The 23256-nt window shown below is 33.4% G+C and carries 20 protein-coding genes; 13 read left to right on the top strand and 7 right to left on the bottom strand.

Annotated elements, in window-relative coordinates; all coding sequences use genetic code 11:
* Window positions 1-13: 13 nt before the first annotated feature.
* The 11 genes from AC3ITQ_RS01555 to AC3ITQ_RS01505 all read left to right on the top strand — a co-directional run bounded on the left by AC3ITQ_RS01555 (window position 14) and on the right by AC3ITQ_RS01505 (window position 13644).
* The gene (locus tag AC3ITQ_RS01555) at window positions 14-607 is read left to right on the top strand and encodes an HmuY family protein (RefSeq protein WP_489236542.1); all 594 of its coding nucleotides are present in this window, start codon (window positions 14-16) and stop codon (window positions 605-607) included.
* A gap of 192 nt (window positions 608-799) precedes the next feature.
* Complete coding sequence (locus AC3ITQ_RS01550; RefSeq protein WP_489236541.1) at window positions 800-2395, top strand: T9SS type A sorting domain-containing protein; 1596 nt, start codon at window positions 800-802, stop codon at window positions 2393-2395.
* Window positions 2396-2632: 237 nt separating this feature from the next.
* Entirely contained in the window at window positions 2633-4117 is a 1485-nt protein-coding gene (locus tag AC3ITQ_RS01545) for an SGNH/GDSL hydrolase family protein (protein WP_489236539.1), read from the top strand.
* 82 nt (window positions 4118-4199) lie between these two features.
* Window positions 4200-5531: a GDSL-type esterase/lipase family protein gene (locus AC3ITQ_RS01540; RefSeq protein WP_489236538.1), complete on the top strand. Its 1332-nt coding sequence runs from the start codon at window positions 4200-4202 to the stop codon at window positions 5529-5531.
* A 1-nt stretch (window position 5532) separates the two neighbouring features.
* Window positions 5533-7212 (top strand): MBOAT family O-acyltransferase, encoded by a 1680-nt coding sequence (locus AC3ITQ_RS01535; RefSeq protein ID WP_489236537.1) that lies wholly within the window; start codon window positions 5533-5535, stop codon window positions 7210-7212.
* A gap of 234 nt (window positions 7213-7446) precedes the next feature.
* Entirely contained in the window at window positions 7447-8799 is a 1353-nt protein-coding gene (gene ffh, locus AC3ITQ_RS01530) for a signal recognition particle protein (protein ID WP_042565987.1), read from the top strand.
* A 134-nt stretch (window positions 8800-8933) separates the two neighbouring features.
* On the top strand, window positions 8934-9821 hold the full coding sequence (locus AC3ITQ_RS01525; protein ID WP_489236536.1) for a bifunctional 5,10-methylenetetrahydrofolate dehydrogenase/5,10-methenyltetrahydrofolate cyclohydrolase: 888 nt from the start codon (window positions 8934-8936) through the stop codon (window positions 9819-9821).
* Between the two features lie 217 nt (window positions 9822-10038).
* Window positions 10039-10965, top strand: coding sequence for a magnesium transporter CorA family protein (locus tag AC3ITQ_RS01520; protein WP_489236535.1), 927 nt, complete (start codon window positions 10039-10041; stop codon window positions 10963-10965).
* A 306-nt stretch (window positions 10966-11271) separates the two neighbouring features.
* Window positions 11272-11901: a hypothetical protein gene (locus AC3ITQ_RS01515; RefSeq protein ID WP_489236534.1), complete on the top strand. Its 630-nt coding sequence runs from the start codon at window positions 11272-11274 to the stop codon at window positions 11899-11901.
* 8 nt (window positions 11902-11909) lie between these two features.
* Window positions 11910-12200: a winged helix-turn-helix domain-containing protein gene (locus AC3ITQ_RS01510; protein ID WP_072974630.1), complete on the top strand. Its 291-nt coding sequence runs from the start codon at window positions 11910-11912 to the stop codon at window positions 12198-12200.
* Between the two features lie 58 nt (window positions 12201-12258).
* A complete protein-coding gene (locus tag AC3ITQ_RS01505) occupies window positions 12259-13644 on the top strand; it encodes a DUF4153 domain-containing protein (RefSeq protein WP_489236533.1) in 1386 nt (461 codons plus the stop codon).
* 48 nt (window positions 13645-13692) lie between these two features.
* Here AC3ITQ_RS01505 and rluF read toward each other — a convergent pair whose 3' ends face one another.
* The 3 genes from rluF to AC3ITQ_RS01490 all read right to left on the bottom strand — a co-directional run bounded on the left by rluF (window position 13693) and on the right by AC3ITQ_RS01490 (window position 16191).
* Entirely contained in the window at window positions 13693-14514 is an 822-nt protein-coding gene (gene rluF, locus AC3ITQ_RS01500) for a 23S rRNA pseudouridine(2604) synthase RluF (RefSeq protein WP_489236532.1), read from the bottom strand.
* Window positions 14515-14678: 164 nt separating this feature from the next.
* The gene (locus tag AC3ITQ_RS01495; RefSeq protein WP_489236531.1) at window positions 14679-15023 is read right to left on the bottom strand and encodes an antibiotic biosynthesis monooxygenase family protein; all 345 of its coding nucleotides are present in this window, start codon (window positions 15021-15023) and stop codon (window positions 14679-14681) included.
* 16 nt (window positions 15024-15039) lie between these two features.
* Window positions 15040-16191, bottom strand: a complete 1152-nt coding sequence (locus AC3ITQ_RS01490) for a cytochrome P450 (protein ID WP_489236530.1) — start codon at window positions 16189-16191, stop codon at window positions 15040-15042.
* 74 nt (window positions 16192-16265) lie between these two features.
* On the opposite strand from AC3ITQ_RS01490, the gene AC3ITQ_RS01485 reads away from it, so the two are divergent.
* Complete coding sequence (locus AC3ITQ_RS01485; RefSeq protein WP_489236529.1) at window positions 16266-16946, top strand: ArsR/SmtB family transcription factor; 681 nt, start codon at window positions 16266-16268, stop codon at window positions 16944-16946.
* Between the two features lie 193 nt (window positions 16947-17139).
* On the opposite strand, the gene AC3ITQ_RS01480 is transcribed toward AC3ITQ_RS01485, so the two are convergent.
* From AC3ITQ_RS01480 to AC3ITQ_RS01470, 3 genes are all read right to left on the bottom strand, one after another.
* Window positions 17140-17997, bottom strand: coding sequence for an alpha/beta fold hydrolase (locus AC3ITQ_RS01480; RefSeq protein ID WP_489236528.1), 858 nt, complete (start codon window positions 17995-17997; stop codon window positions 17140-17142).
* 62 nt (window positions 17998-18059) lie between these two features.
* On the bottom strand, window positions 18060-18839 hold the full coding sequence (locus AC3ITQ_RS01475; RefSeq protein ID WP_072974617.1) for a zinc ribbon domain-containing protein: 780 nt from the start codon (window positions 18837-18839) through the stop codon (window positions 18060-18062).
* Between the two features lie 3 nt (window positions 18840-18842).
* Window positions 18843-19937 carry a Nif3-like dinuclear metal center hexameric protein gene (locus AC3ITQ_RS01470; protein ID WP_489236527.1) on the bottom strand — a complete coding sequence of 365 codons (1095 nt, stop codon included), beginning with the start codon at window positions 19935-19937 and terminating at the stop codon, window positions 18843-18845.
* A gap of 96 nt (window positions 19938-20033) precedes the next feature.
* Here AC3ITQ_RS01470 and lpxK point away from each other — a divergent pair, with 96 nt between their 5' ends.
* Complete coding sequence (gene lpxK, locus AC3ITQ_RS01465; RefSeq protein WP_489236526.1) at window positions 20034-21071, top strand: tetraacyldisaccharide 4'-kinase; 1038 nt, start codon at window positions 20034-20036, stop codon at window positions 21069-21071.
* 8 nt (window positions 21072-21079) lie between these two features.
* On the opposite strand, the gene AC3ITQ_RS01460 is transcribed toward lpxK, so the two are convergent.
* Window positions 21080-23254, bottom strand: a complete 2175-nt coding sequence (locus tag AC3ITQ_RS01460; protein ID WP_489236525.1) for a tetratricopeptide repeat-containing hybrid sensor histidine kinase/response regulator — start codon at window positions 23252-23254, stop codon at window positions 21080-21082.
* Window positions 23255-23256 lie beyond the last annotated feature (2 nt).

The following is a 23256-nucleotide window of genomic DNA, read 5'->3' as shown; positions in this document are numbered from 1 at the left end:
AAACACCTTTACCATGAAAACAAATTTTTTAAAACTTTCGATTTTAGCTCTTGTACTTTTTACTGCATCTTGTAGTAGTGATGATAATAATGATAATACAATTCCGGCTGTTGAAACTGTAAAAGTTTCTAATCTTGATGCATCAAAAACGGAATATACAAAGTTCAGTTTTTCGGAAAACAAAGTTGTTACCACTGATAATTGGGATATTGCTTTTAGTAAAACCACTATAATCGTAAACGGAGGAGCAAAAAAAGCAGATACTGAACCAAGCAGAACAGGATCTGGTGCAGTAAGTATTGTTTCAGGTACATTTGCTAGTGTAACTGTATACCCGGCTGCATCTACTTTTGTTCAGGATGGAACTGCTGCTTATGGAATTCCTACAGGAAGCGGAAATGGATGGTATAGCTATAATTCAGCAACTCATATTATTTCTCCTATTGCAGGAAAAGTATTTGTTGTAAAAACACATGATGGTAAATATGCAAAATTTGAAATATTAAGTTATTATAAAGATGCTCCAGCAGTACCAGAAGCAACTTCTGTATCAGGAATCTACACTTTTAATTTTGCATATCAGGCTAATAGCACAACAACATTCTAATAAAAGTATATAGGACCTCGAATAAATTATTTATTCGAGGTTATTTTTTAACTAATAATTCAATTTAACATGAAGAAGGTTACTTTTATTTTATTGTAAATTTTGTTTTAAGTCTTTTTTACAAATAAAGTCTAAAATGAATTTTAAAGTAGATTCAGATAATTACTTAATGTTATGTAAATCATTATAAATATGAAAATAAAATTACTATTATTGTCTTTACTGTTCTTTGTAGAGATTAGTTTTGCCCAAAATTATGTGACTTACTCATCTAAAAGTGGAATAGTAACAACTAACTCAGGTGTTGAAGGATCATTTGATATTGTAATTAGTTGTTATGGAAGTAGTGGCATCCCGGTAATTCTTAATCAGCACTTTTTATGTGGCGATCCTGATGGTTTTGTTTCTAATCTAGCTTCAAATGGATTATCGTTAATTCCCGGACAAACAACAACATTAAAATTTAAATTTAAAAAAACTGTAACTTCAGATACTCAAAAAGTTTATAAGTTTACTACCAATGGAAGTTGTTTTCAGAATGAATCTGAAATGATTAAAATTACGGTAAATTATAAAAATGGATCGACGACAATTCCAACGAATCCAACAAATCCAACAAATCCCAATCCAGAACCAAATTTAAATAAAATAACATATAATGGAATTCCTAGTAATTACGTATATAAGAATGAAGGTGATAATTCTATTTGGATTATAGGAACAGATATGGGGCCAAATATTACCTATCAATGGTTTAAAAGATATTGGGCAGGAACACAACCTGAGGTTAAAATTGTTGGAGCAACAGGTAAAGATTATTTACCGACTGATTTTGACTCATTTAATTATTGGAGGCGATCATATAATGCGTCAAAAGTTTTGTCTAGTAATGTGATTGAAATAACTGTAATTAAGGCACCAAAACTGGAAAATAATATACTTACGTTAAATGGGAATACTGTTTCCGGGAGTTTACCAACTGGAGGAACTGGATCATATAGTTATTATTGGGAGTTAGATGGTGGAGATGTAAAATATTCATTTCCAGCAGGAACGGGACAAAGTGTGGAACTTCCTTCGTGGATACATAATGAATTATATGAAGGATTAAATGAGTATTATGGTTTGTATATTACTAGATATGTAACTTCTGGAAATGAAACTGTTGGAAGTAATTCTGTGAGAATTCCACTTATGGCTGCTATAAAAAATAACATAATTACGTTACAAGGAAATACGGTTTCTGGGAGTTTGCCAATAGGAGGAACTGGTACATATAGTTATTATTGGGAGTTAGATGGTGGAGATGTAAAATATTCATTTCCAGCAGGAACGGGACAAAGTGTGGAACTTCCTTCGTGGATACATAATGAATTATATGAAGGATTAAATGAGTATTATGGTTTATATATTAATCGATATGTAACATCTGGAAGTAAAACTTTGGGAAGTAATTCAGTGAGAATTCCACTTTTAAAAGCTAAGAAAATTGCTTCAAATAGCTCTGAAATTTACGATGGTTTATCTGCGAACGATATATTAACAGTCTACCCAAACCCAACATCAGAATCAGTTAATTTCTCAACAAGTTTTTCAATAAATAAAGAAATTGAGATAATTGTGTATTCAGATAAATTAGGAAATGAAAAATCTGTTTATAAAGGCGTAGTAGTACCTAATCAGGTTGTAAATTGGAATATTCCTCCCGGCTACCAAAAAGGAATTTATTTCTTTAAGATTTTTTCAGGAAATAAAGAAGTTAAAACTGGTAAAATAATAATTCAATAAAGGGAGACTTAAAACCTCTTTGTTTTAAATTTTAGTTAATTCATTAGCTTTGTTTTTTTTATTTTTTTTGAGAGAGGTTAGATTTATCTAGCCTCTTTTTTTGTTTTTTATTTTAATGTTAAAAAGGGTTGTAAATTAATGTTTAACCCTATCTTTGCACATGTTTTTTTAATATGGAATTAACAGGAAATTTTAATGAATTTCAGTCCAAGCCATTCTTCAAATTATAAGTAATAAGTGAATACAAAATCCTATTTTTTTCAGTCTTTCGCAATTGTCGCACTGGCGTTCATCGCCTTTATTGGATTCAAACAAGTTTTACCGAACAAAATCTTTTCGGATAGTAAAATAGATTCTAAAAATGTATTAATCGATAGTATGCTTTTAGAGTCGGTTGCTAATGACTCATTGTCTTTGGAAAACGACAGCATTGCTCAGGCGGAACAAGAGGAAGCGCAACAAGAAATTGTTTTTGAAAATACAGAAGGAATCGAATTTCCATCAGAAACTTTTGAAAATTATAAAGGATACCAATATCTGGTTTCTTTTTACGAAAAGTTGTATCAATTAGAAAAAAATCCACAAGCTAAAGTCCGAATCGCTTATTATGGAGATTCTATGACCGATGGAGATTTAATTGTGCAAGATGTAAGAACTAATTATCAGGAACGTTTTGGTGGAAATGGAGTTGGATTTGTATCCATAACTTCAGAATCTGCAGCGTCCAGAGGTTCGGTAAAATCGGTTTATTCTAAAAACTGGAAAACACAGTCTTATTTAAATGTAAAAAGACCAACAAGTCCTTTTGGGGTAAACGGTCACGTATTTTTCGCCAATGATAAAACCAATCCAACCTGGGTGCAATACGAAGCCGGAACGAACAAATATTCAACGACTTTAGATAATCCAGTATTGTTTTACGGAAAATCTGCCAAAAGAGGAAATGTAAACTTTATCATTGGAAAAGATACACTTCGAAAAAATCTTGTTCCAAGTAATTTGGTTAACAGCTTAAAAGTAACTTCAGGCAGTATAAAAGCATTCAAAGCTAATTTTGTCCATGCCGATTCTATTCCGATTTACGGTTTCAATTTCGATAACGGAAGCGGAGTTCACGTAGATAATTTTTCACAAAGAGGAAATTCAGGATTACCAATTTCAATGTTTGATGCCAATGTAATGCGTGCCTTCAATAATAATCTAAAATACGATTTGATTGTTTTGCATTACGGAACTAACGTTTTGAATTATGGTACCAAAAATTACTATTGGTATGAAAAAGGAATGAAAAAAGCTGTGAATAAAATAAGAGAATCTTTTCCGGGAGTTTCAATTCTGATTGTTTCGACTGCAGATAAGTCAACAAAATATGATTTGGAAATGAAAACCGATTCAGCCGTTGTTCCTTTAATGAAAGCACAAAAAAGATATGCTTTAGAATCAGAATCCGGATTTGTCAACTTATACACTTTAATGGGAGGAGACGGATCGATGGTAAAATGGGCTGATGAAACGCCGGCAAGAGCCAATAAAGATTATACGCATTTTAATCAGCGTGGTGCAAAAGCAATCGGAAGATTATTATACGATCAATTGAATAAAGGTTACGAAGAATATAAAATATTGCGCGAGAAACGTGATGTTGTTTCCCGTCAACAAAGAGCCACACGAAAAACAAACACAGACTCGGTTTCTGTAATAAAAGATAGTGTAAATGAATAAACTAATTATTTTCTTTTGTTGTCTTTTTTTATCTGCAAATAATAAAGTGCAAAAGACAGCTCCACTTCCAATCACTAAGCCTATGAGTAGTAAAATAGATACAACCACAGTTGATTCTTTTTCTGACGATAAGATCTATAACGCAAAAGCATTGGAAAGCATTTTTCAGAAATTAAATGAAAATGAAAACCAGAAAAGTCAGAAGATAAATATGGTTCATATTGGTGATTCTCATATTCAGGGTGATTTAATGACTAACGAAATTAGAAAAAATCTGCAACAGCGATTTGGAAATGCGGGAAGAGGTTTGGTTTTTCCGTATCAATTGGCCAAAACAAACGGATCGTATAACGAACGTTTTCGTTCGAACAGAACATGGGAAAGTTATCGAAACATTCATCCGCACAAAAATTATCCTGTCGGCTTAAGTGGAATAGGGCTTTGGAGAGATAATGGAGGTTTTGCAGTTGAGTTGAATGTAAAAGATCCTGCTTATAAGTTCAATACAATTAAGATTATTACGCCTCAAAACCAGAATATGTTTGATTTGGCAACATCATCTCAAACCAATATTATTCAGTCGACAGAACGAAAAGTAATTACCCACAAAATCAAAAAAGGAGAAGCGATCTCAACGATTGCTGACAAGTACAACATTTCGGTTACAGATATTAAGAAAGCAAATGGTTTAAAATCCAATAATATTCGTGCCGGTAGAACATTGAAAATTCCAACGAACGAAACAAAACCTAAAGCAATCAAGAGTTCAGCTTTTGTTTCTTTAGATATTGAATCAGATTCATTTTGTCATTATTACAATTCTGAAAAAGCATTAGATAAAATTTTCCTGATTCCGAATAAAGACGCTTCTAAATTTGAGCTAAACGGAATTGTTTTGGAAAAAGATGCACCTGGAGTTCTTTATAGCAGCATTGGAGTAAACGGAGCAAAATTTTCAGATTATAATAAATATCCGTTGTTTTTTGAACAGTTAAAAGCGTTGCATCCTGACGTACTGATTTTTTCATTAGGAACAAATGAAAGTTATGATCATATGGAAGCATCTGCTTATATCAAAGAATTGCGCCAGTTTATAAAAAATATAAAGGATCAGAATATTAATGTTCCGATAATTGTGATGACGCCGCCGCCTTCTTTTTTAAAAGCAAGAAGACCTAATATTTACGTTCATGATTATGCAAAAAGTATCCTCGGAATTGCTAAAGAAGATGGTTTTGCAGTTTGGGATTTATATGATGAATTTGGCGGAATGGAAGGTGTCCGAAAATTAAAAGCAGAAAAATTAATTGGTCCGGACTATGTTCATTATTCTAAAAAAGGATACGAAAAACAAGGAAACTTATTTACACAGGCGTTTTTAAAAGCATACGATAATTTTAAATTAAAAAATTAAGTTGATTACAATTGATAGCATAAATAATTGGTTTGTTCAAAATTTTGGGGAAGTTACTTTAGAGCAGGCTAAAAGCTGGTTTATTTATAATCCCGACGAAAAATTATTATTTAATACCGGTTTGTTCCTGGGATTATTTTTGGTTTTTTATTTTGTGTATGGTTTTTTACGCAAAACATTTTATTTGAGATTAACGTATGTTATTCTCTTCTCGCTTTTCTTTTACTATAAGTCAAGCGGAATTTACTTTTTACTCTTATTACTTTCCTCTGTAGTCGATTATGGTCTGAGCCAGATTATTTACAATACAGCAAAAGACAGTACTAAAAAAGTGTATTTGGTCATTAGTGTTATCCTGAATTTAGGATTACTTGGTTATTTCAAATACATGAACTTTATGATCGTGACTTACAATGATATGTTCAGTGGTCATTTCGAACTTCATAATGTTTTTCTTCCTGTCGGAATTTCGTTTTATACTTTTCAGTCGATGAGTTATATTATTGAGATTTACAGGGAAGAAATCAAACCAACAAAAAACTATATTGAATACCTGTTTTTCGTTTCGTTTTTCCCGCAATTAGTTGCCGGACCAATCGTACGTGCGAAAGATTTTCTTCCGCAGATTTATCAAAAATTAAACCTGACAAAACAAGATGTAAACAACGCTTTGTTTTTGATCATTGGAGGTTTAATTAAGAAAACAGTAATATCAAATTACATTTCGATCAACTTTGTCGATCGTGTTTTTGATACACCGATGAGTTATACTTCATTCGAAAATTTAATGGCATCTTACGGATACGCCATCCAAATTTATTGCGACTTTTCAGGATACTCAGACATGGCAATCGGAATTGCTTTATTGTTAGGATTCAAATTACCGGCCAACTTTAGAACGCCTTATAAATCGGTGTCGATTACTGATTTTTGGAGAAGATGGCATATTTCATTGTCAACCTGGCTGAAAGATTTCCTGTATATCTCTATTGGAGGAAACAGAAAAGGTTCATTTGCAGGATATTTGTTTCCAAGTTTATTCTTCTTCGGATTATTGCTTTGGGGAATCTCAAATGTTAATGAAAGCTTTATTCCGTTAGCAATTGGTATCGGATCAATTATTGTTTTTTGCCTTTCGTTTTTGCTTTCAAAAAAGAAAAACCAAACGTTGGTAACCAATTTTAATTTGTTTACTACAATGCTTTTAGGAGGACTGTGGCACGGAGCCGGAGCGCAATTTATCGTGTGGGGAGCACTTCACGGATTAGCTTTGGCAGTTCATAAAATTTTCATGGAACTTTTTCCTTCTAAAAAAGAAGGCCCAAGTTGGTTATGGACATTCTTTTCTATCTTAATCACGTTCCATTTCGTAGTTTTCTGCTGGATCTTTTTCCGAGCCAGAGATTTCGAAACAGCCTTGCAGGTTATCAACAATATCGGGCAATTAACTTTCGAGCCAGAAAACTGGAAAGCCATAGTTCTAGGATATAAAAATGTATTCTTATTAATGTTGTTCGGTTATGTTTGGCATTTCTTACCGGAAGTTGTTACAGACAAAATGAAATTCGTTTTCGACAGAACTCCATTACTTTTAAAAGCAGTAATCCTGGGCTTCGTCTACTGGATCGTGTACGCCACAGCAGTAGCAGGATCACAGCCGTTTATCTACTTTCAATTCTAAGGATTTTGCCACAAAGGCGCAAAGAAAAAGTTCTTTGCGCCTTTTTCATATATTTCAGCAAATAAAAAATAATAAACTTTGTGTCTTTGTGTCTTCGTGGCAAAAATTACATAGTGAATTTTGTGTTTAAAAAACTTCGTGCCTTAGTGCCTTCGTGGCAAAAACTACATATAAATAAAAATTGCCTGAAATATCTAATTAGATTATCTTTGCACTTCAAATAAAGAAAATAGTATGTTTGATAATTTAAGTGATAAGTTAGATAAAGCGTTCCATATATTAAAAGGACACGGTAAAATTACAGAAGTAAACGTTGCCGATACCTTGAAAGAAGTTCGTCGTGCCTTATTAGACGCCGATGTTAACTTTAAAATTGCAAAGGATTTTACAACCAAAGTAAAAGAAAAAGCAATTGGTCAGGACGTTTTAACAACGCTTCAGCCAGGACAATTATTGGTGAAGCTGGTAAAAGATGAGTTGACAGAATTAATGGGTGGCGATGTTGCCGGAATTAATCTTTCAGGAACTCCATCTGTGATCTTAATGTCAGGATTGCAAGGTTCTGGTAAAACAACTTTCTCAGGAAAATTAGCCAACTTCTTAAAAACTAAGAAAAATAAAAAGCCACTTCTTGTAGCGTGTGATATCTACCGTCCTGCGGCGATTAACCAGTTGCATGTTGTGGGAGACCAAATAGGTGTTGAGGTTTACTCAGAACCAGAAAATAAAAATCCTGTTGAAATTGCTCAAAACGCAATCAAACATGCAAAAGCAAACGGTTTCAATGTTGTTATTGTCGATACGGCTGGTCGTTTGGCAGTAGATCAGGAAATGATGGATGAAATTGCTCGTGTTCATAAAGCAATTCAGCCTCAGGAAACATTGTTCGTTGTGGATGCAATGACAGGACAAGATGCTGTAAACACTGCAAAAGCCTTCAACGATATCCTGAACTTTGATGGAGTTATCTTAACAAAATTAGATGGTGATACTCGTGGTGGAGCTGCGATTTCGATTAAATCGGTTGTAAACAAACCAATCAAATTTGTGGGTACAGGCGAGAAGATGGAAGCAATTGATGTTTTCTATCCAGATCGTATGGCCGAGCGTATCCTTGGTATGGGGGACGTTGTGTCTCTTGTAGAAAGAGCGCAAGAGCAATTTGATGAAGAAGAAGCAAGAAAACTTCAAAAGAAAATCGCTAAAAACGAATTTGGTTTTGATGATTTCTTAACGCAAATTCAGCAAGTAAAGAAAATGGGTAATATGAAAGACTTGGTCGGAATGATACCAGGTGCTTCAAAAGCCATGAAAGATGTAGAAATCGAAGATGATGCTTTCAAACATATTGAAGCAATCATTCACTCGATGACGCCAATCGAAAGAAGCAAACCTGCCATTATCGACGTAAAAAGAAAAGCCAGAATCGCTAAAGGTTCCGGAACCAAAGTCGAGCAAGTAAATCAGTTAATGAAGCAATTCGACCAAATGAGCAAAATGATGAAAATGATGCAAGGTCCGGGCGGAAAAAACCTGATGAAAATGATGGGAGGCATGAAAGGAATGCCAGGCGGTATGCCGAGATAATAAAATTAAAAGTTTCAAGTTTCAGGTCTCAAGTTAAGAGACTGAAATTTGAAACTTTTTTCAATAAATAACAGTTTCGTTTTTTTAACTTGAAACTTGAAACCTGAAACAAAATTAAATCTGAAACAAAAACAATGCAACTACTAGACGGTAAAAAAACAGCAGAAGATATTAAAAACGAAATCGCAGCCGAAGTTCAATCCATAAAAGCAGCAGGAGGAAAAGTACCTCATTTAGCAGCAGTTATTGTAGGAAGCAACGGAGCAAGTTTAACTTACGTAGGAAGTAAAGTAAAATCTTGCCAGCAAATTGGTTTCGATTCGACGCTGGTAGCTTTGCCTGAAGATATTACAGAAGAAGCTTTATTAGCAAAAATTAAGGAATTAAACGAAGACGATAACCTTGATGGATACATCGTTCAGTTGCCTTTACCAAAACATATCGATGAGCAAAAAATTCTTTTAGCAATCGATCCTGATAAAGATGTTGATGGATTCCATCCAACAAACTTTGGAAGAATGGCATTGGAAATGGAAAGTTTCATTCCTGCAACGCCATTCGGAATTATGGAATTATTAGAGCGTTACAAAGTAGAAACTTCCGGGAAACATACCGTAGTTATTGGAAGAAGCCATATTGTAGGACGTCCAATGAGTATTTTAATGAGCCGTAAAGGAAATCCAGGAGATTCGACTGTTACTTTGACGCACAGCCGAACTAAAAACTTAGCAGAATTCACTAAAAATGCTGATATTATCATCACTGCTTTAGGAGTTCCTGAATTTTTAAAAGGAGATATGGTTAAAGACGGAGTTGTTATTATCGACGTTGGAATTACCCGTGTAGACGATGCATCAAACGCAAAAGGTTATGTAATAAAAGGTGATGTTGATTTTGACGGAGTAAGCAAAAAAGCCTCTTTCATTACGCCAGTTCCGGGTGGAGTAGGACCAATGACAATTGCAATGTTGTTGAAAAATACACTTTTAGCAAGAAAAATGAGAAGCGCAAAAAACAAATAATTTGTTTCAAATAATAACAGAAAGCCTATTCGAAAGAGTAGGCTTTCTTCATTTTAATATTTAATTAATAGTTTAAAGTTTCGGGTTTTAAAAATAAAGGATACTTTTGCCACACTTAAAAAAAACTTCTCCAAATGGACGATTATTATTCGTTAGTATTAAATTAAAGTAGCTTTTGAAAATTTCAAAATGCTGCAATAAAACCCTGTATTTTGAAATGAAAGTATTTTACACAAACAACAACGGATTACTAGAAATACCAAAATGGACGCCAAACTGCTGGATTAATATTGAAGATCCATCAGAAGCAGAAAAACAATATTTACTCGAAGAACTTCAAATTCCCGAAGCATTTTATAATGATATCGAAGATATCGACGAAAGACCACGTATCGAAATCGAAGACGGCTGGACATTGATCATCATGCGCGTTCCCATAAAAAGCAATGACATTAAACTTCCTTTTCAGACCATTCCGCTAGGCGTGATTTTTAAAGGTGATATTTGCGTAACAATCACTTTTTACAAAACAGAAATCATCCATGATTTTATGTTGTATTCCAGACGCAAAAACATTCAGGTTAACGATAATCTCGATTGGGTTTTGAGATTATTGCTTTCATCAAGTGTCTGGTATTTAAAGTATCTAAAACAAGTCAATCAGAAAATAAAATTGGCCGAAGATAATTTGGAGAAATCCATTAAAAACGAAGAATTACAGGCATTGCTTCAAATCGAAAAATGTTTAGTATTCTTTATTACTTCGCTAAAAGCAAACGATGTTTTGTTTCAACGCATTAAAAATCTAAAAGCATATAAGGCAGATTATGATCTAGATTTGCTCGAAGACGTCGAAATCGAATTAAGTCAGGCGCAGGATACAGCCAATATTTACAGCAATATCCTGACCGGAATGATGGACGCCTATGCATCTGTAATTTCAAATAATATGAACAACATCATGAAGCAAATGACTTCAATTTCTATTATTTTAATGATCCCGACATTAATCGCGAGTTTATACGGAATGAACGTCCCAAATGGTCTTGAAGAAAGCAAATACGGCATTTGGATTCTTCTTTTAGTTTCTGTCGTGCTATCCGCTTTTGGAGTATTCTTATTCAAAAGAAGAAGATGGTTTTAATCAAAATTATAAAGGCCTGTTCATTTGAATAGGCTTTCTTGTTTTATAATCTGGGCGTGACCGTATTTACAAAAGGCGCTATTTAACATACCGCTTATGTGCGCCTTTCGCAAATACGGTCGGGCTATCCACGCTACTTCGGTAGCTAGCTTCTATCCCTCACGCAGCCCTCCGTTAATAAGAAGCTATTTCCTGTAAGGTTTTCAAAACCTTACAGGTATAATTTTTCGAACCAATAAAATAAATTAATTTTTCGCTTGTCAATTCAAAATAAAACATAACTTTGCAGTACAAAGTACTTTATTTATGAATCAGAAGCACCAAGAAGATTTAGCACATATTCGTTCCATGATGGAACGCTCTTCAAGATTTATATCCCTTAGCGGACTTTCAGGAGTTTTTGCCGGTCTTTCTGCTTTAATTGGCGGATTGTATGTTTATCAATTGTTTAAGATAAACGGTATTGAATATTTTGCTGGCGAAGTATATAGTGATGAAGTATATACAATTCCATCAAAATTAGTTTCAGAACTGGTTGTAACCGGAATCGTTATTTTGATTTGTGCATTTGTATTTGGATTGGCTTTTACCATCAGAAAAAGTAAAAAGTACAATTTGCCAATTTGGACATCGGCAACAAAAAAAATGCTTTTTAATCTGGCAATTCCATTAACAGTGGGCGGTGTATTTTGTTTATCACTTTTATACCATCAAAATTATGGTCTAGTAGCACCGGCAACTTTACTTTTTTACGGATTGGCACTTATAAATGCTGAGAAATATACTTTCTCTGATATTAAATATTTAGGGTATTGTCAATTATTTTTAGGCTGTGTTTCTCTTTTTTTTATTGGATATGGTTTAGTTTTTTGGATCATTGGATTTGGTATTTTGCATATCTTGTACGGATTAATAATGTTCAAAAAATATAAATAATCCACGCAATGGGAATTATTGATAAATTAAATAAAGACTTCGAAAGCCGTGTCAGATTGGGTATTATGTCCGTTCTGATGGTGAATGAATGGGTAGATTTTACCGAAATGAAAACCTTGTTGAATATTACAGATGGTAATTTGGCCAGTCACGCCTCAGCGCTTGAGAAATCAGAATATATTGCAGTAAAAAAGGAGTTTGTTGGCAAAAAGCCAAAAACGTCTTATAGTGTTACCGAAAGAGGTCGTTTGGCCTTTAAAGAGCACTTGTCGTACCTTGAAAAATTAATGAAATCCTAAAAACCAAAATTTTTTGTCTAATTACTTTGAAAAACAAAGTACTTTTAAATTTATTACAATGAAAAAACATCACATTATTTTAGTATGCAGTTTGATATTTACACTGCTTTTTTACAAAGAAGATCTGGGCGTTAACCTTGCTATTTTTGGGCTGGTCTTAACGGGTTTTGTTTGTTATTTCTTTCAGGATCGCTTTGTCGAAAGAGCACATTTGATCTTAGTGGTTACATCGGTTTTGTCTTGTCTGGCTTTTGCCTGGTATGGAGATTTTGCTTCTTTTCTGGCATTGGCACTGTCTGTTCTTTTTTTACAGTTTAAAACACAGGATCCAAAACTGAAAATAGTACAGATGTTCCCACTTGTATTTTTAAACGGAATTACTTCATTGGGACGCGTTTTAATGTTTAAACAATGGCTTCCGGAAAAGAAAATCCATAACAACTTTGCCAAGAAATTGGTTGCTTTTTTTGTTATCCCGGCTATTTTCTTAATCTTGTTTTTTATTGTGTATTCTTTCGGAAGTGATCATTTCTCTTCTTTATTTACAGATTACACTTTAGATATCGATCTTGGTAATCTTATTATTATTGGAATTCTGGGTTTTTATATTTCATTTAGTTTCTGGAATTACTGGGTTCCTGAAGTTTGTTATGAAAAAAATGACCTTCTGGATAATGAATTCACCAATATTGCCGAAGTCAAAAATCAAAACACATTTTCCTTTCTTGATTTGGATTTCGAAAGAAAGAGTGGTGTAATTACTTTACTGCTCTTGAATGTAATGCTTCTGGTATTTATTGTAACGTATAATTACGAACAGTTTTTTGAAGTGGTAGAAAAATCAAACTTAAGTGCCGATACTCATCAAAGAGTAAATTCAGTAATCTTTTCGATTTTAATGGCAGTTGGTGTAATCATGTTTTATTTCAAAGGAGGATTCAATTTTGACAAAGAAGCGGGTTCTCTTAAAAGACTGGCAAAGCTGTGGATTTTTCTAAATGGTCTCTTAATTGTAAGTGCTTTTATTAAAAATTCAGAATATGTTTCCTATTTCGGATTAACATATAAACGATTAGGAGTTTATGCTTTTCTGATTTTGGCCATTATTGGTTTAGTTTATGTCTTTTTTAAAATTACAAAGCAAAAAACAAACGCTTATCTTATCAATCAAATGGTCTGGTATTTTTATGGAACGGTTCTTTTATGTAGCTATGTAAACTGGGGTAATTTAATTACGAATTACAATATTTCAGTAAATAAAACCGTAGAACCAGTGTTTTTAAGCGATTTGAATTTTAATGATGAAGCCCGAAGAGCCTATTTTTTAAAGAACAATTTAGACGGACAAAAAACCGAAATCAGAAGAGAAGAAACAATTGAAGAATATCAAAACACTACGTTTTTATCGAAAGCGTTGTATTATGAGTTTTTGAATAAAAAATAGTAAGCAATAAAAAGCCGTTCAATTTGAACGGCTTTTTGTATTATCATTTTAATAATCTCCTTTTTTCTTAAATCGGGGATCGTGTTTTGAAATGAATTCGGTTCTTCGTGTAGCACGTATCGGCGCTTCCGCTTTTGGTAAACTTGCTTCTTCAGTCTTGCTTGATGGTTCAATCAAATGATTTAATTCTTTAATTTCATCATCCGTCAAATCACGATAACGCCCCACAGGAACATCTAAAGAAATATTAATAATTCGGATACGTTTCAAAGCCGTTACATCATAACCCAAATATTCACACATTCTACGAATCTGACGGTTTAAACCTTGAGTCAAAATAATTTTAAAAGTGTATTTGCTGATTTGTTCGACTTTACATTTTCTGGTTACAGTATCCAAAATCGGAACACCATTTCCCATACGCTCAATAAAACGATCTGTGATTGGTTTATTAACGGTGACCGTATATTCTTTTTCGTGATTGTTTCTGGCGCGTAAAATCTTGTTTACGATATCACCATCATTTGTCATAAAAATTAATCCTTCACTGGCTTTATCCAATCTTCCAATTGGGAAAATACGTTTAGGATAATTAATATAATCGACAATATTATTTCGAACCTCTAAGTTGGTGGTACATTCAATTCCAACCGGTTTGTTGAAAGCCAAGTAGACCAATTTTTCGTGCTTTTCCACGATCAATTTCCCGTCGATGCGTACTTCATCATCAGGCGAAACTTTAGTCCCCATTTCAGGTACAACTCCATTTATCGTTACGCGTCCTTCTTCAATTAATTTATCCGCCTCGCGACGAGAACAATAACCTGTTTCTCCAATAAATTTATTCAGACGTTTTAAATTCTCTTCCATACTGCAAAAGTAGGCAAAATTTAGACTTCTTAGAATTTAGATCTCTAGATTGTTAGACTTCTTAGAATTTTAGTATTTTCCGCAATCATGTAGAAAAGACAAAATGGGTGGGCTATCAAATGAAAAACCTTTGTCCCTTTGAACCTCTGCGCCTTTGAACCTTTTTAAGAATGAAAGCCCGCGCTGTCTTCCGGCGTTTCTTTCCTATCAAACATCCCATAATCCCGAACAACATGAGCAATTCTCAAATGATAATCTCTAAAGACTTCATTTCTCCCTTTTGACTGGGCATGACGATGCATTTCAAGATTTCTCCATTGTTGAATGCTTTCCTCATCTTTCCAAAAAGATAAGGACAAAACCTTTTCGGGATCACTAAAACTCTGAAAACGTTCTATCGAAATAAATCCTTCAATAAGATCCAGTTCTGGCCGCAAATTGGCAGCGATATTTAAATATTCTTCTTTTTTTCCGTCGTTAGGAATAACCTCAAAAATTACAGCTATCATGGTTTTATATTTTTAATTATTGAATTGAGATCCAGATATTTTTTGGTAATCTGGCATTTATAAGGGGTTCGTATTGAATTTGATTTTCTAACAATAAAACAGATTGGTAATTCTGAAACAAATACCAAATCGCTTCTGTTGCCAAATGAATGGAAAGATATTTAGCTAGGCACATATGTCCTCCAATTCCGAAAGTTAGATTTTCTGTGTTATTTATTCTTTCAACATCAAAATCCATAGCATTTTCAAATTTTTGAGAATCTCGATTGGCGGATGCCAGGACAATTAATATTGGATAGCCTCTTTTAATTTGGCTTTCGCCGATGTAAAAATCTTCAATTGAAACTCGTCTTGTATTATGAATTGGCGGATCAAAACGCAGTGTTTCCATTACGGATTTTTCGATTTCGATACGATTTAAAAATGTTTTACTCTGAATAATTTGCAATAACGAATTACTCAGAATCCCACGGCCGGCATCGAAACTCTGAATACATAAACCAATAAAATTACTGACTGCAATCAAATTAATTTCTTCTATTGAAATATTATATTGGTTTGAAGTTTTGATTAATAAAGAATCATAAAAGGGTAGAGAAGAAAGATGCTTTTCAATAGTTGAATACAGTTTTTCTGAAATTTCATTTATAAATTTTACTTGCTCCTCAGTTTTCTGCGGAAGCATAATTTTGATAAAAGATTCTATTTTCTGTGAAATGAAATCACAATCATTTTCTCCAAATCTAAAACTTTTTAAAAGAACAAGAACGGGCAGTTTTTTACAAACCGAATTAACCCAGTCGATTCCATCTTCAATTAAATCACTTTTAAGTAAAGGTGAAATGATTTCGCTAATATCAATTGATTTTATATTAGAAAACAACTGCATTGCTATTTCTTTTGAAATTTCATGCTGAATTCCATTTGATAAGCGGGTTAAATTACGAAGAATTGTCAGAGCAGATTCATTCAGTTGTTGTTCGTTATTTGGATTTACAATCGGAATTTCGACTTTGCTGCTTTTTAGAATTTCTACACAATATTTATAAGAATAGATAGCCCATATTTTGTTGGTTTCATCCCAATAAACAGGATGTTTTTCCAACATTGATTTATAAGTTGAATAAGGATTCTGAATGTCTGATTGAAGGAATAAATTGGAGGTCATTATGATTTGTTTTTAGCAAAGTTATTTAACTTTACAAGGGAATAGTTCAATCTATATTTAACTATGAAAATAAAATGGAAGATCAGTTTATAAAAACAGCAACTTTAATTGGCGACGCAACACGTGCCTCAATTTTGTGGAATTTACTCGACGGAAGAGCTTTTACGGCAACTGAATTAGCCATTGCTGTTGAAACATCGGCACAAAATATCAGTATGCATTTAGGGAAACTTTTAGAAGCCGATTTGATTTCTGTTGAAAAACAAGGCCGTCATAAATATTACAAATTTTCGAATAAAGAAGTTGCCTATGCCGTTGAAGCGATGGCGAATCTTATTCCGAAACCTAAAGTTTCTGTAAAAAAGAGATCGGAAGAATATCCTCCAATAAAATACTGTCGAACTTGTTACGATCATTTAGCCGGAAAAATAGGTGTTGCGCTGGCTGATAGTTTATTGGAACAAAAAATAATTACCGAGAAGAATGGTGTTTTCGAAATTAGTATTGACGGAGAAAAATGGTTTTCAGATTTTGGAATTAATATAGAAGAAGCCCAAAAACAAAAAAGAATCTTCTTAAAGCCATGCCTGGATTGGAGTGAAAGACGAAATCATATTGCGGGTTCTGTTGGCGCAATGCTTTTAAATAAAATGATAACAGAAGATTGGGTTAGAAGAATTAAAGATTCGAGAGCGGTAACGATAACGGGAAAGGGAGAAAAGGAATTGTTGCGGTATTTTAAAATTGTTGTTTAGACTTCTTAGACTTTTAGATTTATCATAAAGTTTGTCATTCCGAGGAACGAGGAATCCCCGCAAGTAACTCCATCCAGAGAATTATCAATCTTTGTCGAGCTACTCGTGGGGATTCCTCGTTCCTCGGAATGACAATACTGTGGCTGCCTAAATATAATCAAAGAAAAACCTTAGCGTCTTAGTGCCTTCGTGGCTAAGAACCTTCAGAAAATAAAAACTCAAGAACCTTCTCGTACAATTCATCGTCATGCATGCCGTGCCCCAAACCTTTAGTTTCAATAAATTGACTGTTCTTCCAATTACTGGCTATTTTTCTACCTTCCTCAAAAGCAACAATCTTGTCTGAAGTATCGTGTGCAATTAAACCGGCAACATTAAATTCAGATGCAAATCGTTGTCCGGAGAAATCTTCAAGTTTAAAATTGAAACGTTTCATGAATTTGCTTTCTAAAAGTGAAAGCATTTTAGTATTCAAACTCAACATCGAAATGTAATTGTCAATCAATGTTTTTAGTTCTGAAGGAGCTCCTAAAATTACCATTTTATTAATGCTCGTATTCGGAAATAAATATTGATGATAAACGCAAGCTGCACCACCAATAGAGTGTCCAATAATAATTTCGGGTTGATACTTCTCAACCGCTTTATTAATGAATTCAGCATAAAGCGGAACATTAAACTCTTTTCCGCTACTTTGTCCGTGTGCGGGTGCGTCAATTGCGATTATCGTGCTCCCAGATTTTTGAAGATGCGGTAAGGTTTTTTTCCAGCGTGAAGCATTGCTTTCCCAGCCGTGAACGAGCAGGATTTTAGTTTCGTTTCCTTTCCAGATATAAGTTTGAAAATGATGTTCGTTATGATGAAACGTTTCCGTTTCTGTATTCTTAAGGATCTTTGGTAAAGTGCCTTTTTGCAGTCTTCCAATTCGTGGCTGGCTAAAAAGTGCGTATGAAAGTTCAACCGCTTTTTGTGGACGAACGTAACTCAGGAAGTTGATATATTGTCCGACCGATTTTAATGTAATGAAACGAATTCCTTTTTTTATTCCCAAAACTTAAATTTTATTTTAGTAAAGGTAAAAAAAAAGTCCCGATTTAATCGGGACTCTATTATTTAGAATTTAGAGAACAATTGTTCCATTTTTTCTTTTTCTTCTTCAGCTAATGCGCTGTCAACTAAAATTCTTCCAGAGTGCTCATCAGTGATGATTTTCTTTCTTGAAGCAATTTCAACCTGCGTTTGAGGCGGAATTGTAAAGAATGATCCTGCAGATGCTCCTCTTTCGATAGATACTACAGCTAAACCATTACGAACACTGCTTCTGATTCTGTTGTAAGCAGCTAATAATCTTTCTTCAATTTGACCTGAAAACTCAGCAGATTTCTCAGATAAGAAGATTTCTTCTTTTTGAGTTTCAGCCATAATTGCATCAAGTTCAGATTTTTTATGTTTTAAATGAGAACTTTTTGCGTCAAGTTTTTCTTTTAAGTTAGAAATAACTTCTTTTTTATGTTCGATAGAAGCTTTCATTTCTTTGATTTGCTTTTCAGCCAATTGAATTTCTAATTCCTGAAATTCAACCTCTTTAGTCAAAGAATTAAATTCTCTGTTATTACGAACTGATTCTTGTTGTTTTGTGTATTTTTTGATAACCTCTTTGTGCTCATCAATAGCATTTTTCTTTGCTTTGATAAGATCTTCAATCACTTCAAGTTCACTTTTCAGTTTCTCTGAACGAGTGCTCAAACCTGCAACTTCATCTTCTAAATCTTCAACTTCTAAAGGAAGTTCTCCTCTTACGTTTCTGATTTCGTCAATTCTAGAGTCAATAAGCTGTAAATCGTATATTGCTCTTAACTTGTCCTCAACACTTAATTCTTTCGTATTCGCCATATTCTATAAGTACTTAACTGGATTTGTATTTTCTTCTGATAAAATGATGGCAAAATTAAGGATTTTTTTTCGAAGATAATCAACAATATAGTTTTTTGTATAGCGTTCGCTCTCAAAATGACCAATATCTGCCAAAAGTAGCTTGTTTTCGGCTTCGTAAAATTGATGGTATTTTAAATCGGCTGTCAAAAAAGCATCGGCCCCCGCCTGAATTGCATTTTTGATAGCAAAACTTCCAGAGCCACCTAAAACGGCAACTTTCTTAATTTTTTTTCCCAGAAAGGCAGAATGACGAATTCCGTTGGCAATCATTTTATCTTTTACGAAAAGCAAAAAGTCTTTTTCGTTCATCGGAATTTCAAATTCTCCAATCATTCCTAAGCCAATATTTTGATGCGAATTTTGAAGCTCATAGATTTCATAGGCTACTTCTTCATAAAGATGATTGTCAAAAAGAGCTTTTAAAATTCTGGATTGCAAATGTTTTTCAAAAGTAACTTCAATTTTTATTTCTTCGGTTTCTGTCAGTTTATGACGTTTCCCTACAACTGGTTTGCTTTTAGAATTACCTCTGTACGTTCCAATTCCGTTTGAGTTAAAACTGCAATTGTCATAATTTCCGATAGTTCCGGCACCGGCATCAAATAGTGCCTGACGTACTTTTTGCGCATTATCAGGGACAGTATAAGTAACTAATTTTTGTATGAAATTTTGCTTCGGAATTAAGATTTTTGTGTTTTCCAATCCTAATATATCGCAGAATATTTTATTAACTCCGGCAGAATGATTGTCAAGAGCAGTGTGGACGGCATAAATAGCAATATCATTTTTGATTGCTTTTAAAATCGCTCTTTCAACATAATTTTTGCCAGTAATTTTTTTGATTCCGGAAAATAAAATCGGGTGAAAGCAAACTACCAAATTGCATTTTTTTGCAATAGCTTCATTAATTACGTTCTCCAGGGCATCATGGCAGACTAAAACTCCTGAACTTTGTGTTTCAGGATCACCGACCAAAAGTCCAACATTGTCAAAATCTTCGGCGTAAGCCAAAGGAGCCATTTCTTCCAGAACTGCAATTATTTCTTTAATTTTCATCTTCTTTTTATTTCAGGTTTCAAGTTTCAGGTTTTATGTTTTACGATGAACCCGAAACTTGAAACAAATTAACGAAAAAAATTATACTTTCGTAAAATGAATGTACTTCGAAAAATACTTTTTCCGTTTGCCATTTTATACGGATTCATTACTTCAATTAGAAATTTTCTTTTCGATAAAGGAATTCTAAAATCAACTTCATTTGATGTTCCGGTTATTGCTGTTGGAAATCTAAGCGTGGGCGGAACCGGGAAAACACCTCAAATAGAATACTTAATCCGATTATTATCTGATAAATATAAAGTGGCCACTTTAAGTCGTGGCTATAAGCGTAAATCTGAAGGTTTTGTTTTGGCTGATGGAACTTCAAATGCTGAAATTCTTGGTGATGAACCTTTTCAGTTTTATCAAAAATTCCCCAATATTCAGGTGGCAGTTGATGCAAACCGAACAAATGGAATAACACAATTGCTTTCTCAAGAAAATAAACCGGATATAATTCTGCTAGATGATGCTTATCAACACCGAAAAGTAAAAGCCGGATTTTATATTCTGCTCACTTCGTTCGGAGATTTATATGCAGATGATTTTATGTTGCCAACCGGAAATTTGCGCGAAAGTAGAAGCGGAGCGAATCGCGCTAATATTATTGTCGTAACTAAATGTCCAAAAGATTTATCGGATCAAAAGCAAGAAGAAATTAGATTGAAATTGAACTTAAATTGTTCGCAGCAAATCTACTTTACTTTTATAGATTATGATGATGCGATTTATAATAAAGAGGATAAAGTTGCTGTAAATGATATTAAATCAGAAGCCAAAATACTTTTAGCCGGGATAGCAAAACCAAAGCCTTTTTTTGATTATTTAAAGAATGAAAATGATGAGTGCCTGACTTATCCGGATCATCATCATTTTTCGGATACTGATCTTGAGGAAATTCAAAACAAAGGAAACGGAAAAAAAATCATTACTACAGAGAAAGATTATGTTCGTCTAAAGGATTCTAAATTGGTTTCACAATTGTACTATCTTCCTATAAAAAGTACTTTTATCAATCAGCATCAAAACTTTGACGCGACGGTTTTGGAGTATGTGAAAAAAACTCAGAATCTTAGCGACTTGGTATCTTAGAAGCTTGCTTAATCAAAAAACTTAGCAATTATAGTATAGAATTCGTCTGGAACGAAAGGTTTAGTAATAACATCATTCATTCCAAAAGATAAAAGCATCTCTCGATTTTCATCAAGCGAAATAGCAGTTAAAGCAATAATTGGAGTATTTTTATCAAATTCCCTGATAAGTTTTGTCGCAGTTGTTCCGTTAATGCCTGGTAAATGCACATCCATTAAAACCATGTCAAAACGTTTCACTTTTAAAAGTTCTACAGCTTCTTCGCCATTATCCAGGATTTCGCAGAGTATGGCTTTGTTTTCCAGCATTTTTCTGGTAATCATTTGATTGATTTTGTTATCCTCAATCAATAAAATTGATTTGTGTTTTAATTGTTTGTCGTTATATGGTTTTGCTTCATTAGCCACTTCTAAAGGTTCTTTGTTAATACTAAAATCTAATTTAAATGTAAAGGTAGATCCTTTTCCAACTTCACTTTTTAGTTTTATCTCGCCTCCTAAAAGTTCAATCAGTTTTTTTACGATGGTAAGACCTAAACCGGTTCCACCATATTTTCGATTTACTTCTATAGAACCTTGTGAGAAGCTTTCAAATACCGTTTGTAATTTATCTTCTGGAATACCAATTCCGGTATCAACAATTTCAAAATAAACGGTTGCAGTTTCGTCCTCAATGGCATATAATTTTGCAATTACATTGACATTTCCATTTTGAGTGAACTTAAGGGCATTATTGATTAAGTTTAAAATGATTTGTGATAACTTAGTAGGATCTCCAATTAAATTGTCCGGAATGGTTTCGTCTATTTCGAGATTGAAGTAGTTTTTGTTGGCGGTTGCCAGTTCTTTTAAGGAGCTTTGAATATTAAATAAAAGTTCTTTTAAATTAAAGCTTATGTTTTCGATCTCTACTTTAGTAGAGTCAATTTTATTGATTTCAAGAATTTCATTGATAAAGGTAGTAAGGTAATTTCCTGAAAATTTTAAGGATTCTAAATACTTTAGCTGATTTTTTTTCGGATTGTCTTCGAGTAGTAAATGCGTTATTCCATTAATTGCATTCAACGGTGTCCGCAGTTCGTGACTTACTGTAGATAGAAATTCAGATCTGGCTTTTGATGCTTTTTCGGCTTTATTTTTAGCAAGAATGAGCTCTTTGTTTTTTTCTCTTAAAAGTAGGTTATTCTGATTTCGAATAATGTTGTTTTTGTATAAAGCCAGACTTAAAAGCGATAAAATCGAAATCAAAGCAATAGCCAGAATGCTAACCAATTTTGAATATCGATAGGTTTTTAACTGTATTTTTTCTTCACTTTCACGTTTAAGCGTGTTGTTTATAGACTGTGTTTTTTTGAACTTTTCATACTCATTCAAATCTAGTTTTGCATTTTTGAGCTTGAGAATATAGTTCTCAATTTGGTAATGTTCGTCAAGGTAAGAGTAAGCAAGATCAAAGTTTCTTTGTTTTTTATAGTATCTGCTTATGGCTAAAATGATCTTTGATTTTTGAGATAAATTATTGTTTTTGATACTATAATCTAAAGCATTCTCGAAGTGTACAAGTGCCGAATCGTTTCTCTTGAGCTGAGTTTCAATCAAACCAAGCTGATAATAAGAATCTGTTTTGGTTTTAAGGTTTTTTGGATTGTCCGGTTTCTTTACTATTTGATGGAAAGTTTTTGCCGCAAGAGATAGATTATTTCCAGCTTTTAAGGCCATTGCTTTTTGATAATCTAAAATTTCAGCATGGTCAATAAGCTTTAAATGTTTAAGTAAACTATCTGCTTTTTGATAGTAAATATTTGCAACGTCGTTATTGCCTTTTGCCGTGTTGCTGGCACCAATGTAATGTAAGGCTAAGACCTTAGTGCAGGTTGGTTTGATTTTGTCAAATAAAGAAACGCTCTTATGAAAGTTTTTTAATGCTTCGTCATAATTTTGCTGATTGTAGAAAATTTTTCCCAGCTTGAAAGTTTGATTGGCTAAACTTTCGCCCTGACCACTTGTCTGAGAGAAATCGATTGATTTTTTGGTATAAAAAACAGCCTGAGTATACTTTTTCTTATCAAGATTTGAGTTTGCTAATTTATTATAATAGGAAATGCTATCTGTATTCTTCTTTTGAGTTTGAGAATACAAAAATGAATTTAAAAAACAAACAAGAATAAGAAGATGGTATTTCATGT

It is taken from the genome of Flavobacterium sp. KH_001 (genome assembly GCF_057840745.1).
This window is presented reverse-complemented; position numbering and strand designations above follow the sequence as displayed.

Excerpts from the sequence above, each read along its gene's own strand:
- AC3ITQ_RS01555 (WP_489236542.1), top strand. The coding sequence starts at position 14 with ATGAAAACAAATTTTTTAAAACTTTCGATTTTAGCTCTTGTACTTTTT.
- AC3ITQ_RS01550 (WP_489236541.1), top strand. The coding sequence starts at position 800 with ATGAAAATAAAATTACTATTATTGTCTTTACTGTTCTTTGTAGAGATT.
- AC3ITQ_RS01540 (WP_489236538.1), top strand. The coding sequence starts at position 4,200 with ATGAGTAGTAAAATAGATACAACCACAGTTGATTCTTTTTCTGACGAT.
- ffh (WP_042565987.1), top strand. The coding sequence starts at position 7,447 with ATGTTTGATAATTTAAGTGATAAGTTAGATAAAGCGTTCCATATATTA.
- AC3ITQ_RS01525 (WP_489236536.1), top strand. The coding sequence starts at position 8,934 with ATGCAACTACTAGACGGTAAAAAAACAGCAGAAGATATTAAAAACGAA.
- AC3ITQ_RS01520 (WP_489236535.1), top strand. The coding sequence starts at position 10,039 with ATGAAAGTATTTTACACAAACAACAACGGATTACTAGAAATACCAAAA.
- AC3ITQ_RS01515 (WP_489236534.1), top strand. The coding sequence starts at position 11,272 with ATGAATCAGAAGCACCAAGAAGATTTAGCACATATTCGTTCCATGATG.
- AC3ITQ_RS01510 (WP_072974630.1), top strand. The coding sequence starts at position 11,910 with ATGGGAATTATTGATAAATTAAATAAAGACTTCGAAAGCCGTGTCAGA.
- AC3ITQ_RS01505 (WP_489236533.1), top strand. The coding sequence starts at position 12,259 with ATGAAAAAACATCACATTATTTTAGTATGCAGTTTGATATTTACACTG.
- rluF (WP_489236532.1), bottom strand. The coding sequence starts at position 14,514 with ATGGAAGAGAATTTAAAACGTCTGAATAAATTTATTGGAGAAACAGGT.
- AC3ITQ_RS01495 (WP_489236531.1), bottom strand. The coding sequence starts at position 15,023 with ATGATAGCTGTAATTTTTGAGGTTATTCCTAACGACGGAAAAAAAGAA.
- AC3ITQ_RS01490 (WP_489236530.1), bottom strand. The coding sequence starts at position 16,191 with ATGACCTCCAATTTATTCCTTCAATCAGACATTCAGAATCCTTATTCA.
- AC3ITQ_RS01485 (WP_489236529.1), top strand. The coding sequence starts at position 16,266 with ATGGAAGATCAGTTTATAAAAACAGCAACTTTAATTGGCGACGCAACA.
- AC3ITQ_RS01475 (WP_072974617.1), bottom strand. The coding sequence starts at position 18,839 with ATGGCGAATACGAAAGAATTAAGTGTTGAGGACAAGTTAAGAGCAATA.
- AC3ITQ_RS01470 (WP_489236527.1), bottom strand. The coding sequence starts at position 19,937 with ATGAAAATTAAAGAAATAATTGCAGTTCTGGAAGAAATGGCTCCTTTG.
- lpxK (WP_489236526.1), top strand. The coding sequence starts at position 20,034 with ATGAATGTACTTCGAAAAATACTTTTTCCGTTTGCCATTTTATACGGA.
- AC3ITQ_RS01460 (WP_489236525.1), bottom strand. The coding sequence starts at position 23,254 with ATGAAATACCATCTTCTTATTCTTGTTTGTTTTTTAAATTCATTTTTG.